General features: G+C 74.8%; 12 protein-coding genes and 1 riboswitch. Of the genes, 6 read left to right on the forward strand and 6 right to left on the reverse strand.

Features of this window, described 5'->3' with window-relative positions; genetic code table 11:
- Positions 1 to 58: 58 nt before the first annotated feature.
- Positions 59 to 694 (reverse strand): HD domain-containing protein, encoded by a 636-nt coding sequence (locus ACZ6O2_RS08470; RefSeq protein WP_466022440.1) that lies wholly within the window; start codon positions 692 to 694, stop codon positions 59 to 61.
- A gap of 74 nt (positions 695 to 768) precedes the next feature.
- On the opposite strand from ACZ6O2_RS08470, the gene ACZ6O2_RS08475 reads away from it, so the two are divergent.
- Positions 769 to 2,025 carry an FUSC family protein gene (locus tag ACZ6O2_RS08475; protein ID WP_466022509.1) on the forward strand — a complete coding sequence of 419 codons (1,257 nt, stop codon included), beginning with the start codon at positions 769 to 771 and terminating at the stop codon, positions 2,023 to 2,025.
- 38 nt (positions 2,026 to 2,063) lie between these two features.
- Here ACZ6O2_RS08475 and ACZ6O2_RS08480 read toward each other — a convergent pair whose 3' ends face one another.
- Complete coding sequence (locus tag ACZ6O2_RS08480; RefSeq protein WP_466022441.1) at positions 2,064 to 3,362, reverse strand: aminotransferase class V-fold PLP-dependent enzyme; 1,299 nt, start codon at positions 3,360 to 3,362, stop codon at positions 2,064 to 2,066.
- Between the two features lie 46 nt (positions 3,363 to 3,408).
- Positions 3,409 to 3,530: riboswitch (SAM riboswitch) on the reverse strand.
- Between the two features lie 63 nt (positions 3,531 to 3,593).
- Here ACZ6O2_RS08480 and ACZ6O2_RS08485 point away from each other — a divergent pair.
- Complete coding sequence (locus ACZ6O2_RS08485) at positions 3,594 to 5,057, forward strand: PrsW family intramembrane metalloprotease (RefSeq protein ID WP_350706899.1); 1,464 nt, start codon at positions 3,594 to 3,596, stop codon at positions 5,055 to 5,057.
- A 66-nt stretch (positions 5,058 to 5,123) separates the two neighbouring features.
- On the opposite strand, the gene ACZ6O2_RS08490 is transcribed toward ACZ6O2_RS08485, so the two are convergent.
- Both ACZ6O2_RS08490 and ACZ6O2_RS08495 read right to left on the reverse strand, forming a co-directional pair.
- Positions 5,124 to 5,291 (reverse strand): hypothetical protein, encoded by a 168-nt coding sequence (locus ACZ6O2_RS08490; RefSeq protein WP_350706900.1) that lies wholly within the window; start codon positions 5,289 to 5,291, stop codon positions 5,124 to 5,126.
- Between the two features lie 102 nt (positions 5,292 to 5,393).
- The gene (locus ACZ6O2_RS08495; RefSeq protein WP_350706902.1) at positions 5,394 to 5,732 is read right to left on the reverse strand and encodes a GroES family chaperonin; all 339 of its coding nucleotides are present in this window, start codon (positions 5,730 to 5,732) and stop codon (positions 5,394 to 5,396) included.
- 153 nt (positions 5,733 to 5,885) lie between these two features.
- Between ACZ6O2_RS08495 and ACZ6O2_RS08500 the strand changes: the two genes are divergently transcribed.
- On the forward strand, positions 5,886 to 7,190 hold the full coding sequence (locus tag ACZ6O2_RS08500) for an AI-2E family transporter (RefSeq protein WP_350706904.1): 1,305 nt from the start codon (positions 5,886 to 5,888) through the stop codon (positions 7,188 to 7,190).
- Positions 7,191 to 7,204: 14 nt separating this feature from the next.
- Here the strand turns inward: ACZ6O2_RS08500 and ACZ6O2_RS08505 are convergent, their stop codons facing one another.
- Complete coding sequence (locus tag ACZ6O2_RS08505) at positions 7,205 to 9,397, reverse strand: ATP-dependent DNA helicase (RefSeq protein ID WP_466022442.1); 2,193 nt, start codon at positions 9,395 to 9,397, stop codon at positions 7,205 to 7,207.
- Positions 9,398 to 9,534: 137 nt separating this feature from the next.
- Here ACZ6O2_RS08505 and ACZ6O2_RS08510 point away from each other — a divergent pair, with 137 nt between their 5' ends.
- Complete coding sequence (locus ACZ6O2_RS08510; protein WP_350706906.1) at positions 9,535 to 10,041, forward strand: DUF402 domain-containing protein; 507 nt, start codon at positions 9,535 to 9,537, stop codon at positions 10,039 to 10,041.
- A gap of 119 nt (positions 10,042 to 10,160) precedes the next feature.
- Here the strand turns inward: ACZ6O2_RS08510 and sigJ are convergent, their stop codons facing one another.
- Positions 10,161 to 11,126 (reverse strand): RNA polymerase sigma factor SigJ, encoded by a 966-nt coding sequence (gene sigJ, locus ACZ6O2_RS08515; protein ID WP_350706908.1) that lies wholly within the window; start codon positions 11,124 to 11,126, stop codon positions 10,161 to 10,163.
- Positions 11,127 to 11,518: 392 nt separating this feature from the next.
- Here sigJ and ACZ6O2_RS08520 point away from each other — a divergent pair, with 392 nt between their 5' ends.
- Together ACZ6O2_RS08520 and ACZ6O2_RS08525 are read left to right on the forward strand one after the other, a co-directional pair.
- Positions 11,519 to 12,145 carry a DUF47 domain-containing protein gene (locus tag ACZ6O2_RS08520; RefSeq protein ID WP_350706910.1) on the forward strand — a complete coding sequence of 209 codons (627 nt, stop codon included), beginning with the start codon at positions 11,519 to 11,521 and terminating at the stop codon, positions 12,143 to 12,145.
- 4 nt (positions 12,146 to 12,149) lie between these two features.
- A complete protein-coding gene (locus ACZ6O2_RS08525) occupies positions 12,150 to 13,154 on the forward strand; it encodes an inorganic phosphate transporter (protein ID WP_350706912.1) in 1,005 nt (334 codons plus the stop codon).
- Positions 13,155 to 13,181: the final 27 nt, after the last annotated feature.

Here is a 13,181-nt window from a genome sequence, read left to right on the forward strand (position 1 = left end):
ACGGCTTCCGCCAGGGCCGAACCGGCAAGATCGCGGAAGCCGGGGCGGGGGGCGGGAGTCAGTGGAGGGTGGCCAGTTCGCGGGTGAGGTTGGCGCGGGCCCGGGCTTCCCAGCGGGTGGCCAGCGGCGGCAGCCGGAACAGGGCCGGCAGGGCGAGCAGCCCGGCGAGCACCCGGGCGCGGCCGGCCGCGAAGGCCGGGTCGGGCACGTGCGCGTACTCCCGGCGGATCGCGGCGGCGTAGTGGTCGTACGCCTCGGGCGGCGCGGCCAGGACGGCGAGGTCGGCGTCGCAGAGCAGCGCGCCGTCGGCGTCGCCCGGGTCGACGGCGTGCCCGGCGGTGAGCAGGACCAGCCGGCGGACCTCGGCCACGGCGTCGGCCGGCAGCCCCGACCGGGTGAGCAGGGCGTCGGCGAGCGCCGCGCTGTCCCGCTCGTTGGCGTCGCCCTCGGCGCGCGGGTCGTAGACCGCGTCGTGGCACCAGGCCGCGAGGCGCACCAGGTCCGGCCGCACGGCGGACGACGCGTGCGCGTCGACCACGTCGAGGACGACGGTCAGATGGGCGACCGTGTGGTGGTGCCGGTGCGGTTCCCGCCAGCGCCCCAGCAGCTCCGCCCCGGCGCGGTCCCGCTGCGCCGGGTCGGTCGCCCCGGCGCCCCGGGCCGCCGCCCGCCACCGGTCGAGAAGGTCGGCCATGTGGCCGAGTCTGCCGCACCGCCGCCGACCCGGAGGATTCACCCGCCCCGGTACGGGTAGTCCCCGCCATGGCCGTGGCCCGGGACCGTCGACTCTCGCTGGTGCGGCGCGCCATCCGCCGCGACGGCGGAACGGACATCGACGCGGCCCGCATCGCCGACGCGATGGAGAAGCTGCGGCACCACGGCAGGGCGACCCTGCACGACCGGCTGCACCGGGTGCGGATGGCGTGGGGCCTGGCCGTGCAGGCCGGCCTCGCCGCCGGCCTGTCCTGGTGGGCGGCGCACAATCTGCTGGGCAACCCGGAGCCGGTGTTCGCGCCGATCTCCGCGGTCGGCACCCTCGCCGCCTCGGTCGGGCAGCGGCTCCGCCGCACGGTGGAGCTGATCGTAGGGGTGGCGATCGGGGTCGCCGTGGGCGACTTCCTCATCTACCTGGTCGGCACCGGGGCGTGGCAGCTCGGCCTCGTGGTGACCGGGTCGATCGTGCTGACCATCTTCGCCGGCGCCAGCGTGTCCATCGTCATCCAGGCGGCGGCCACGGCCGTGCTGATCGTCACGCTGAGCCCGAAGACCGCGAACCTGGAGATCCCCCGGTTCGTCGACGCGTTCGTCGGCGGCGGGATCGCGTTGCTGGTCACCTCGGTCCTGCTGCCGCTCAATCCGCTCCGGGTGATCAACCGGGCCGCCCGGCCGGCGCTCGACCTGCTCGCCGCCCAGCTCGACGGCACCGCCGACGCCCTCCGCCAACGGGACCGGGACAAGGCCCAACAAGCCCTGGACCGGCTGCGCAACAACCAGGAGGAACTGTCCACCTTCACCGAGGCGATCGAGGGGGCGAAGGAGACCGCCGTCCTCTCGCCGGCCCGGTGGCACCGGCGGGACGAACTCACCCACTACGCCGAGGCCGCCGACCCGATCGACCGGGCGATGCGCAACGCCGGCACGCTGATCCGGCGCGCGGTCACCCTGATCGAGGACGAGGAGCCCGTGCCGGAGCCGATGCCGGATGCGGCGGCCCACCTCGCCGAGTCGGTACGCCTGCTCAAGCACGAGTTCGCCGTCGGCGAGGAACCGGAGAAGGCACGGGAGCGGGCGCTGCGCGCGGTCAGCGAGGCCGGCCGGGCGTACGCCGCCGGGGTGGGCTTCTCCGGCAGCGTGGTGATCGCGCAGGTGCGCACCACGGCCAGCGACCTGCTGGTGGCCTCCGGAATCAGCCAGGAGGAGGCGAACCGCCTGGTCCGGGAGTCCTTCGGCGACCAGGAGACCCCGAGCGGCCAGGCCGAGCCGGCCGCCGCCCCGAAGCCGCCCACCGCCCCGCCGGTCGGCTGACCCGCCGGCCCGCGGGTCAGCCGTGCGGCGGCGGTCGTTCAGGCCGCCGCGGCGAGGGCGGCGAGCAGCCGGTCCACGTGTTCCGCCGTGCTGCCCAGGCCGACGCTCGCGCGCAGGGCGGTCGGCGGCAGGTCCCGCCGGCCGCTGCGCGCCGCCGCCTCGGCGAGCAGTCGCCGGGCCAGCGGGTGGGCGCAGAAGAGGCCGTCGCGCACCCCGATGTCGTGGTTGCCGGCCAGGTCCGCCGCCACGTCCGCCGAGTCCCGGCCGGCCACCACGAACGACACGATGCCCACCCGCGGTGCGTCCGGCCCGAAGGTGCGCAGCTCCACCACGTGCGGCAGGGCCGCCAGGCCGCGGCGCAGCCGGGCCAGCAGGGCCTGCTCGGCGTCGTGCAGCGCCGCCCGGTCGGCCCCGGCCAGGGCGTCGCAGACCGCCGCGAGGGCGACCGCGCCGAGCAGATTCGGCGTGCCCGCCTCGTGCCGGGCCGGTCCGGTCGCCCACCGTACGTCGTGGGTGGCCGCGCCGACGTGGCCGGTGGCGCCCCCGCCGGCCAGGTACGGCGGCGCGGCGTCCAGCCAGTCCGCCCGCCCGACGAGCACCCCCGCGCCGAACGGCGCGTACAGCTTGTGGCCGGAGACCGCGAGGTAGTCGACGTCGAGGGCGGCGACGTCCACCGGCGCGTGCGGCGCGAGCTGCGCGGCGTCCACGGCGATCCGGGCTCCGTGTCGCCGGGCCACCCGGGCCAGCTCCGCCACCGGCCAGCGCTCGCCGGTCACGTTGCTCGCCCCGGTCACCGCGACGAGCACGGGCAGGCGGTGGTCGGCGCCGGGGCCGCCCCCCGCGCCCGGCCGACGCAGCTCGGCGAGGGCGGCGTCCAGCGCCCGGACCGCCTCGGCCGGCTCCCGCGGCACCGGCAGCCGGACCGATCCGCGCGGCCAGGGCAGCAGGTTCGCGTGGTGCTCCCCGCCGAAGGTCACCACCGTGGTGCCGGCGGGCAGCACCCGGGCCAGCAGGTTCAGCGCGTCCGTGGTGTTGCGGGTGAAGAGCACGTGGTCGTCGGCGCGGGCGCCGAAGAAGTCGCCGACGGTCTGCCGGGCGCGCTCGTAGGCGAGGGTGCAGCGCCGTGACAGCGCCCCCGCGCCGCGGTGCACGCTGGCGTACCAGGGGAGCAGTTCGGCCACCGCGTCGGCGGCGGCCCGCGCGCACGGCGCGGTGGCCGCGTAGTCCAGGTTGACCTGGCCCGGCACGCCGAGCACGTCGAGCGGCCCGGCGGCCGCGGGCGGCGGCGCGGTCCGCGTCGGGTGCGGCGCGGGCGGGGGTACGAGGGTGACGGTCATCGGCCGACCTCCGGGTCCGGGGACCCCGGGTGGGCACACCGGGCGGGGTCCGCGCTTGCCCGGCACGCGGATCGGGCCGGGCCCGGTCATCACCCGGGGCACCCCACCGCGAACCTCGACGAGGGTTGCCGGCCAGCAAGCCGGGGCTTGACGCTGGCGCTCGTGACCTGCCGGCAGCATAGCGCGCGGATGCGCCCGGTCCAGCCGGCCGGGGGTGACTACGCTGACCGCATGGCCGACACCCCGCCCGGCGCACCCCTGCCGCCGTCGCCGACCGTGCCCGCCGTCCCGCCGTCGGGCGCGGCCGCTCCCCGGATGCCGCTGCGCCGGCTGGGCTGGCGGCGGGCCCTGGTGCTGGCCGGGGTCGTCCTGCTGATCGCCGCCTGCGCGGTGTTCATGGTCTTCACGCTCGGCGAGAGCCTCGGCGTGCAGGCGCTGCTGATCGGCCTGGTCGCGGCGATCCTTCCGGTCCCGGTGCTGGTGGGCTGTTTCCTCTGGCTCGACCGGTACGAACCGGAACCGCTGAAATACCTGATCTTCTGCTTCGCCTGGGGCGCGTTCGTCTCGACGGCCGCCTCGCTGACCGTCAACGAGTTCTCGTCCGGGCTGTTCGACGACTGGGGGCTGCCGACCGCGCTGACGGCGGTGCTGGTCGCGCCGTTCATCGAGGAGCTCACCAAGGCGCTCGGGCCGATCCTGCTGCTGATCTTCCGCCGACGGGAGATCTCCGGGATCACCGACGCCCTGGTCTACTGCGGGCTCTCCGCGATCGGGTTCGCCATGGTGGAGAACATCCTCTACCTGGGCGGCTACGGCTACGCCACCGGCGTCGAGCGGTACGGCCCGGCGACCGGCACGCAGCAGGTCATCGCGATCTTCATCGTCCGGATCCTGCTCTTCGGCTTCGCCCACCCGCTGTTCACCTCGATGACCGGGGTGGGGCTGGGCATCGCCGCCCGCACCGCCGACCGGCGCGTCCGGGTGCTCGCCCCGATCGCCGGCCTGCTGCTGGCGATGATGCTGCACGGCCTGTGGAACCTGCTGCCCACGCTCACCCAGGCCACCGGTGAGGCGCTGATCATGCTGTACGGCTTCATCGGCGTGATGGTGCCGATCTTTTTCGGCATGGTCGGGCTGGCCCTGTGGCTGCGGGCCTGGGAGGGGCGGCTCACCGAGCGCACCCTGCCGGACTACGTCCGGGCCGGCTGGCTGACCCCGCCGGAGGTGGCGGCGCTGAGCAGCCTGGGGCGACGCCACGCGGCCCGGGTGTGGGCCAAGCGGGTGGCCGGGGACGCCGGCGTGCGGGCCATGCGCGGCTACCAGTTCGCGGCGACCCGGCTGGCGCTGCTGCGCGACGGCGCGCTGCGCGGCCTGGACCGCAGGCCGGCGGACCGGGAACGGACGGCGCGGGAGGAACGGGAGCTGCTGGAGGCGATCGCCGCGTACCGGTCGTTCTTCGTGGGGAGGGATCCGCAGGCGCCGGCCGGGATCTGGGACGGGCACCGCTACCACCTGCGGTTCCCGGACGGCTCGCAGCGGACGGTCGAGGCGCCGGACGAGCCGGTGGTGCCGATCCCGGTGGTGCTCGCCCCGCCGCCCCCGGCCTTCCCCGCCGGCTACGGGGCCCCCGGCTACGGCCCGCCCGGCTGGCCCGGCGCGCGACCCGCGGGTCCCTGGCCGCCCGGCCACCACTGACCCGGTCCCCGGCCGGCGGTCACCGCTGGGGCGGCGCCCCGGGTCGCTTCCTGGTGGTCCGGGTCGTCAGGTCATCAGGCTGGTGAGGAAGTCGCCGAGGCCCTGCGCCATCGCCATCAGCCCCGCCCCGATCGCCTTGAACATCTCGGCCGCGCCCTCGGGCCGGAACGCCATGAAGTAGATCAGGAACGCGACGCTTCCCCAGAGCAGCAGCTTCTTCACGAATACCGGCATCGTCCCTCCCCAGGGCCGGTGGTGCGGCTGGCTTCCCGGCCGGGAGCGCCGCAAACGACACCGGCGCCCGCAGCCGCGCGCGGCGGGGCGGGCGGGGAGGGCTCAGAGGTAGAGGCCGGTGGAGTTGTCCTCCACGCGCTCGGCGGCCACGGCGTGCACGTCGCGTTCGCGCAGCAGCACGTACCCGCGGCCGTGCAGCTCGACCTCCGAGCGGTCGTCCGGGTCGAACAGGACCCGGTCGCCCGAGACGATGGCGCGGACGTTCGGCCCCACCCCGACAGCGGTGGCCCAGGCGAGCCGCTTGCCCACGGCGGCGGTCGCCGGGATCACGATGCCGGCGGTGGAGCGGCGCTCACCCTCGCTCCCCTCCATCCGCACCAGCACGCGGTCGTGCAGCAGGCGGATCGGCAGGCCGGAGTCGAGATTCTTGTCGGCGGTCACGCCGGAAACGCTACCGTGTCCCGGTCGGGCGGCCGTGAGCGGTTACGCGCCGGGGGCGGGGGGCACTGGGTGGCGGAACTGCCCTACGGTGGCGTGGTCGGACGTATCCTGTCCGCCCATCGGGCGGGCACGGCCAGGTTCTGAAGCCAGGAGGTGCGCTTGAGCCGCTTCGAGCGGGTACGCGGACGGCTCCGTCGCGCGTACGAGTCGGGCCGGGAATCGGTGCGCCCCCGTCGTACGGACCCGGTCGACGCTTCCGAGCCGGCCGGGGTGGCCTCGCCGGCGTCCCCCGGGCCGGCGGCGCCGCCGTCGGCGGCCGTGGTCGGGGCGGATGCGCCGGCGGCGGTGCACACCTCCACGTCCAGCCGGGACGACGCCGACGTGCCGCACGGGCTGCGGATCGCCGCCGCCTGGTCCTGGCGGCTGATCGTGATCGGCGGCGTCGCCTGGGCGCTGATGAAGATCGTCGGCACCGTCAAGATCGTGGTCATCCCGCTGGCGGTCGCGCTGCTGCTCTCGGCGTTGCTCGCGCCGGCCGTCGGCTGGCTGCTGCGGGCCCGTTTCCCCCGCTCGCTGGCGACGGCGGTGGTGCTGGTCGGCGGCCTCGCCGCGGTGATCGGCACGCTGACCCTGGTGGTGAACGAGTTCATCCAGGGCGTGCCGGAGCTGAGCAAGAAGTCGTCGGAGGGCGTCCGGCAGATCCAGGACTGGCTCAAGACGGGCCCGCTGCACCTCTCCGACGGCCAGCTCGACCGCTACATCGAAGAGGGCCAGAAGTGGGTCAACGACAACACCGAGAAGCTCACGAGCGGTGCCCTCTCCACGGCCGCGACACTGGCCGAGGTGCTGACCGGCACGCTGCTGGTGCTCTTCGCCACCTTCTTCTTCCTGCGTGACGGCAACAAGATCTGGCGCTTCCTGGTCCGGCTGCTGCCGGTGGCCGCCCGCTGGAAGGTCGACGACGCCGGCCGGGCCTCCTGGTCGACCCTGGTCGCCTACGTACGCGCGACCGTGCTGGTCGCCTTCATCGACGCGGTCGGCATCGGCATCTTCCTGGTCGTCTTCGACATCCCGTTCGCCTTCCCGCTCGCCGCGCTGGTCTTCCTCGGGGCGTTCATCCCGATCGTCGGGGCGACCCTGTCGGGCGTCGTCGCGGTCCTGGTCGCGCTGGTCGACAGCGGCCTGGTGACCGCGTTGATCATCCTCGGTGTGGTGATCGGGGTGCAGCAGGTGGAGGGGCACCTCCTCCAGCCGCTGATCATGGGGCGCGCGGTGGCCATCCACCCGCTCGCGGTGATCATCGGGATCGCGGCCGGCGTGGTCCTCGCCGGGATCACCGGCGCGCTCGTCTCGGTGCCGCTGATCGCCGTGCTGAACACGGCCGTCCGCCGGCTCGCCGCCCGCACCGTTCCGGACACCCCGCCCGACGCCGTCGTCGTCGCCGCCAAGGCCCCCTGACCCGCCTGGGCGGGTCAGACCTTGGCGAGGCGTTCGAGGGCGCCGCGGGCGACCTCCGGCCGGGTGGTGTACCAGAACGGCGGCAGCGAGCGGCGCAGGAAGGCTCCGTAGCCCCGCGCGGTCTCCAGCCGCGAATCGAGCACCGCGACCACGCCCTTGTCGCCGGTCGACCGGATCAGCCGCCCCACCCCCTGCGCCAGCCGGACCGCGGCGATCGGCACGCTCACCGCGGCGAAACCGGACCCGCCGTTGGCGTCGACCGCGGCGGCCCGGGCCGCCGCGAGCGGCTCGTCCGGCCGGGGGAAGGGCAGCCGGTCGATGACCACCAACTGGCAGGAGTCGCCGGGCACGTCGACGCCCTGCCACAGCGACATCACCCCGAACAGGCAGCTCGCCTTCTCCTCCCGGAACCGGCGCACCAGCAGCGGCAGCGCCTCCTCACCCTGGAGCAGGACGGGCAGGTCGGTCCGCGCGCGCAGCAGCTCCGCCGCCTGCTGCGCGGCCCGTCGCGAGGAGAAGAGGCCGAGCGTACGCCCGCCGAGCGCGGTGACCAGCGCGAGCAGTTCCTCGCCGGCCGCGTCGGGCAGCCCGGAGACGCTGGGCCGGGGCAGGTGCGCGGCGACGTAGAGGATGCCCTGCCGCGCGTAGTCGAACGGCGAGCCGACGTCGAGCGAGCGCCACCCGGGCCCCGACGTCGCCGGCAGCCCCGGCGTGCCGGTCGCCTCGCCGCCACCCGTGGCCCCGACCGGGCCGGCCCCGGCGGCCGACGTGACCCCGGCGCGCCCCGCCGCGTCGGTGCGGCCGGCGGCGCGGGCGGCCAGGGCCGCGGCGGCCGGTGACGGCGGGTCGGCCGGGGGCGCCTCCAGCCCGAGCGCCCGGGCCACCGTGTCGAACCGGCCGCCGAGCGTCAGGGTCGCCGAGGTGGCGACGACCGTGCGCTCGTCGTACAGGTGGGTGGCGAGGGTGCCGGCGACCGACAGCGGCGCGACCACCAGCGCCCGGCGGCCGGTGTTGTCGTTCTTCTCCACCCAGGCCACGTCGTGGTCGGCCTTTTCCAGCAGCCGCTGGGCGGTGGCGGAGAGCTCGTCGAGCACCGCCTTGGCCTGCTGCTTGCGCACGGGATCGGGGTCGTCGGCCTTGATCTCGCCGATGCCGTCGAGCGCCGCCCGGGTGGCCGCGTCGAGCAGGGTGCACGCCTCGCGCAGCGCGGCCGGCAACCCGGAGGTGATCCGCCCGGCCGGCGCCTCCGCCAGCCCGACCGCCAGGGCGTCGCCGGCCGCGGTGAGCGACTCGGCGGTCTCCGGGCGCAGCAGTGGGCGGGCCCGCTTCGCGGAGCGGTCGATCAGCTCCGGCACCAGCTCGGCCTGGGCGGCCGAGGAGACGCGGTCGGCCAGCTCGTGCGCCTCGTCCACGATGAGCAGCTTGTGCGGCGGCACGATGTGCCGGCCGGCGAGCATGTCCACGGCCAGCAGGCTGTGGTTGGTGACGACGATGTCGGCCTCGCGGGCCCGGGCGCGGGAGGCCTCGGCGAAGCACTCCGCGCCGAACGGGCAGCGGGCCGCGCCGACGCACTCCCGGGCCGGCATGGAGACCAGCCGCCACGCCTGGTCGTCGACGCCCGGGTCCAGCTCGTCCCGGTCGCCGGTGTCGGTCTTCTCCGCCCAGTCGCGCAGCCGCTGGATCTGCTTGCCGAGCCGCCCCGCCTCGCCGAGCCACTTCGTGCCGCCGCCGGGGCGCGCCGCCGGGGCGTCGAAGAGCGTGTCCTCCGGCTCGTCCTCGGTGGAGTTGTCCAGCCGGGCCAGGCAGAGGTAGTGGTGCCGCCCCTTGAGCACGGCGAAGGTGGGCCGGCGGCCGAGCACCGGCTCCACGGCGTCGGCGAGCCGGGGCAGGTCGTGGTCGACCAGTTGGGACTGCAACGCCAGGGTGGCCGTGGAGACCACCACCGGGCCGTCCACGGTCAGCGCCGGGGTGAGGTAGGCCAGCGACTTGCCGGTGCCCGTGCCGGCCTGCACGAGCAGGTGCTCGCGCGCCTGCACGCACTCCTCGATGGCGGTGGCCATCTGCTGCTGGCCCGGGCGCGCGGCGCCGCCGGGCACCGCGCCGACCGCGGCGGCGAGCAGCTCCGCCCCGCTCGGCCGGGAGCCCCGCCGGCGGCCTCCGGTGCGGGGCGAGGGGGCAGCGGAACCGGTGGCGAGGCGCGGAGTCACCGTGCGACGGTACCCGCCGGCGCCGACACCGGCCGCGCCGATCCGGGCGTGGCGTCGTCACGGTACGGAATCCCACGGGCCGAGTCCGGTAATTTCCGTGCGGCGACCGATGGGCGGTATCGGTTAGGGTGCGACTCATGCCGAGCGACGTGGTCCGCGTGATCTACCGCAAGTACGACGGCAGCGCCCACCGCGACTACCCGGCCCGCCGGCTGGCCGAGGACGACCTCGGCGTCTGGCTCGGCGTCACCGAGGGCACGAAGTCGGTCTACCACGGCCGGCCGTCGGTCGAGCAGATCCCGTTCGTGCTCCTGGTGCCCCACCAGGGCTGGTGGACCGGCATGTTCAACCCGCCGCCGCGCACCAGCGAGGTCTACTGCGACATCGCCAGCCCGGCCCGCTGGGAGGACGACCACACCGTCCACCTGATCGACCTGGATCTGGACGTGGTGCGCCGCCGGGCCACCGGCGCGGTCGAGCTGCGCGACGAGGACGAGTTCGCCGAGCACCGGGCCCGCTTCGGCTATCCGGACGACGTGGTGGCGGAGGCCGAGGCGGCGGCCCGGTGGCTCCTCGGCGCGCTCGGCGACGGCACCGAGCCGTTCGCCACGTCGTACCGGAAGTGGCTCGCCCTGGTGGTCTGAGCCGGCGCGGCCGGGCGCGCCCGAGCGCCGCCAGCCGACGCGGCGGCCCACGGGGCACCGACGCGGCGTCCGGGCGTCGGTGACGCGGCGCCTGGATGTCGCCGCCGCAGCGCCGGGGGTCACCAGCGTGGCGGCCAGCCGTCGTCGGCCCCCAGCGGCGGCACGTCGCGCAGCTTCTCGGGGTTGAGCTGGTGGAAGATCCCGGTCACCCGGCCGCCGTCCACGGCCAGGGCGGCGACCACCCGCAGCGGCCGGCCGTCGGAGTGCACCGTCTCCATCTGCATCCCCAGCGTGCCGTCGACGAGCACCGGGCGGGCGCGCAGCGTGGCGCCGTAGCGGCCGGCCCGGCCGAAGAGGCCCAGGACGAACCGGGCCACGGCGTCGACGCCGACCACCGGGCGGCGGGCCGCCGGGAAGTGGCCGCCGCTGTCGCCGATGAGGACCACGCCCGGGGCGAGCACCCGCACCAGCGCGTCCAGGTCGCCCGACTCGACGGCGGCGACGAACGCGGCGACGACCCGGCGCTGCTCGGCCGGGTCGGCGGTGTCCCGGGGCGCGTCGGGCGCCTGCACCGCCCGGCGGGCCCGGGAGGCGAGCTGGCGGGCGGCGGCGTCGGTCGTGCCGAGCGCCTCGGCGATCCGGGGGAAGGGCACGGCGAAGACGTCGTGCAGCACGAAGGCGACCCGCTGCTCCGGCGTGAGCCGTTCCAGCACCACCATGAGCGCCGTGCCGACCTGGTCGGTGCGGACCGCGCGCTCCGCCGGGTCGGGCGCGAAGCCGTCGGTGCGCGGGCCCTGGTCGAGCGGGGTCACCACGGGCTCCGGCAGCCACTGGCCGGGGTACGCCTCCCGCCGCACCCGCGCCGAGCGCAGCACGTCCAGGCAGATCCGGGCGCAGGCGGTGGTCAGCCAGGCGCCGAGGTGCCTGATCTCGGCGCGGGCCGCCGGGTCGGCGAGCGCGGCGGCGTACCGTAGCCAGGTCTCCTGCACGGCGTCCTCGGCCTCGCCGCGGCTGCCGAGCATCCGGTACGCGACCGCCAGCAGCCGCCCCCGCTCGGCCTCGAACTCCGTCGCCAGATCCCGCACCCGAACCTCCCAGCACCGGCCTTCGCCCATTCTCCCGCCGCCCCGACCCACCCGCCGTCCCGCCTTGACGGGCGGACGGGGCGGGGGCTGGTACGTGCTGCCGGCGGACCGCTGGTGGTACCGCGACCGGGTGGTCGCGCACCTGCTCAGGGAGACGTTCGGCACCCCTCCATCGGGGGTATCCGCCTGCCGGTTTCGACGTCCGGCGGGAACAGGAGCGGCTGCTGGGATCTGAGGGAAACGTCGTAGGTGAACGACAGGTGAACGACCGATGAATGTGGCCTGACCAGGGGGAGGCCGCGGAATTCCCGCTTCCGTCGTTTCCTAGCATTCCCAGTCGGGCATCCCTCCGGGCGGCCGTACCCTTCCACCGACACGACGAGGTCCGTGCTGTGAAGTTTTCCTTCCGCCCGAACGAGGGCGCCTTCTACGAGCTCTTCACCAGGGCCGCGCAGAACCTGGTGAAGGGCACCGAACTGCTCAACGAGCTGGCCCTGCCCGGTGTGGAGGTGCAGTCGGTCAGCGAGCGGCTCACCGAGGTGGAGCACGACAGCGACCAGATCACCCACGAGCTCTACAAGAAGATCAACTCCACCTTCATCACGCCGTTCGACCGGGAGGACATCTACCGGCTCGGCTCGCTGCTGGACGACGTGATGGACCACCTCGAGGCGGTCGGCAACCTGCTCTACCTCTACGGGCTCACCAAGATCCCGTCGCTGCCCCGGGAGATGCACGAGCTGATCAACGTCCTCGACGCGCAGGCGAAGCTGACCGCCGAGGCCATGCCGCGGCTGAAGTCGATGAAGGACCTCGAGGACTACTGGATCGAGTGCAACCGGCTCGAGAACGACGGCGACCAGGCGTACCGGATGCTGCTGGTCCGCCTCTTCTCCGGCGAGTACGACGCACTGACCGTGCTGAAGATGAAGGAGGTCGCCGACGAGCTGGAGGCCGCCTGCGACTCCTTCGAGCACGTGGCGAACACCGTCGAGACCATCGCGGTCAAGGAGTCCTGATCCTGTGAGCCCCGAACTCATCGCCGTGCTGGCGGTGATCGCGGTGGCGTTGGCGTTCGACTACACCAACGGCTTCCACGACGCCGCCAACGCGATCGCGACCAGCATCTCCACCCGGGCGCTCACACCCCGGGTGGCCCTGGCCATGGCGGCGGTCGGCAACTTCATCGGCGCCCACTTCGGCGCCGAGGTGGCCAAGACCGTCGGCAGCGGCCTGGTGAAACTACCCACCGGGCAGGCCAGCCTCGGCATCGTCTTCGCCGGCGTGATCGGCGCGATCGTGTGGAACCTGATCACCTGGTACTTCGGCCTGCCGTCGTCCTCGTCGCACGCGCTGATCGGCGGACTGGTCGGCTCGACCGTCGCCGCGTCCGGCACCGTGCTCTGGAGCGGCATCGGGGAGAGCGTGATCATCCCGATGGTCCTCTCGCCGATGGTCGGCTTCCTGCTCGGTTACATCGTCATGATCGCCGTGCAGTGGATCTTCCGGAAGGGGCACCCCGGCAAGCTCAACCGAGGCTTCCGCTGGGCGCAGACCGCGTCGGCCGCCGCGATGTCGGTCGGTCACGGCATGCAGGACGCCGCCAAGACCATCGGCATCGTGGTGCTCGCCCTCTACGTGGGCGGCTACCAGGACGACCCGAGCTTCATCCCGGAGTGGGCGTTCTGGACCTCGGCGGCCGTGCTGGCCGCGGGCACGTACGCCGGTGGGTGGCGGATCATCCGGACGCTCGGCCGGAAGATCATCGACCTGAAGCCGCCGGAGGGTTTCGCGGCCGAGACCGTGGCCAGCTCGGTGCTCTACTTCAACGCGCTGGTCCTCGGCGCCCCGATCTCGACCACCCACACGATCACCTCGGCGATCATGGGTGTCGGCGCCACCAAGCGGCTCTCCGCCGTGCGGTGGGGCGTGGCCGGCAACATCGTCGGCGCGTGGATCCTCACGTTCCCGGCCGCCGGCTCGATCGGCGCCCTGATGTACTTCCTGGCCCGCCCGCTCTTCAGCTGACGGCCGACCCGGAGGGCCCTCGCCGAC

The organism is Micromonospora sp. NPDC048040 (assembly GCF_055587185.1).

What these genes read in the sequence shown, in the direction of transcription:
- ACZ6O2_RS08470 (WP_466022440.1), bottom strand. Translation starts at nt 694, where the DNA reads ATGGCCGACCTTCTCGACCGGTGGCGGGCGGCGGCCCGGGGCGCCGGG.
- ACZ6O2_RS08480 (WP_466022441.1), bottom strand. Translation starts at nt 3,362, where the DNA reads ATGACCGTCACCCTCGTACCCCCGCCCGCGCCGCACCCGACGCGGACC.
- ACZ6O2_RS08485 (WP_350706899.1), top strand. Translation starts at nt 3,594, where the DNA reads ATGGCCGACACCCCGCCCGGCGCACCCCTGCCGCCGTCGCCGACCGTG.
- ACZ6O2_RS08490 (WP_350706900.1), bottom strand. Translation starts at nt 5,291, where the DNA reads ATGCCGGTATTCGTGAAGAAGCTGCTGCTCTGGGGAAGCGTCGCGTTC.
- ACZ6O2_RS08510 (WP_350706906.1), top strand. Translation starts at nt 9,535, where the DNA reads ATGCCGAGCGACGTGGTCCGCGTGATCTACCGCAAGTACGACGGCAGC.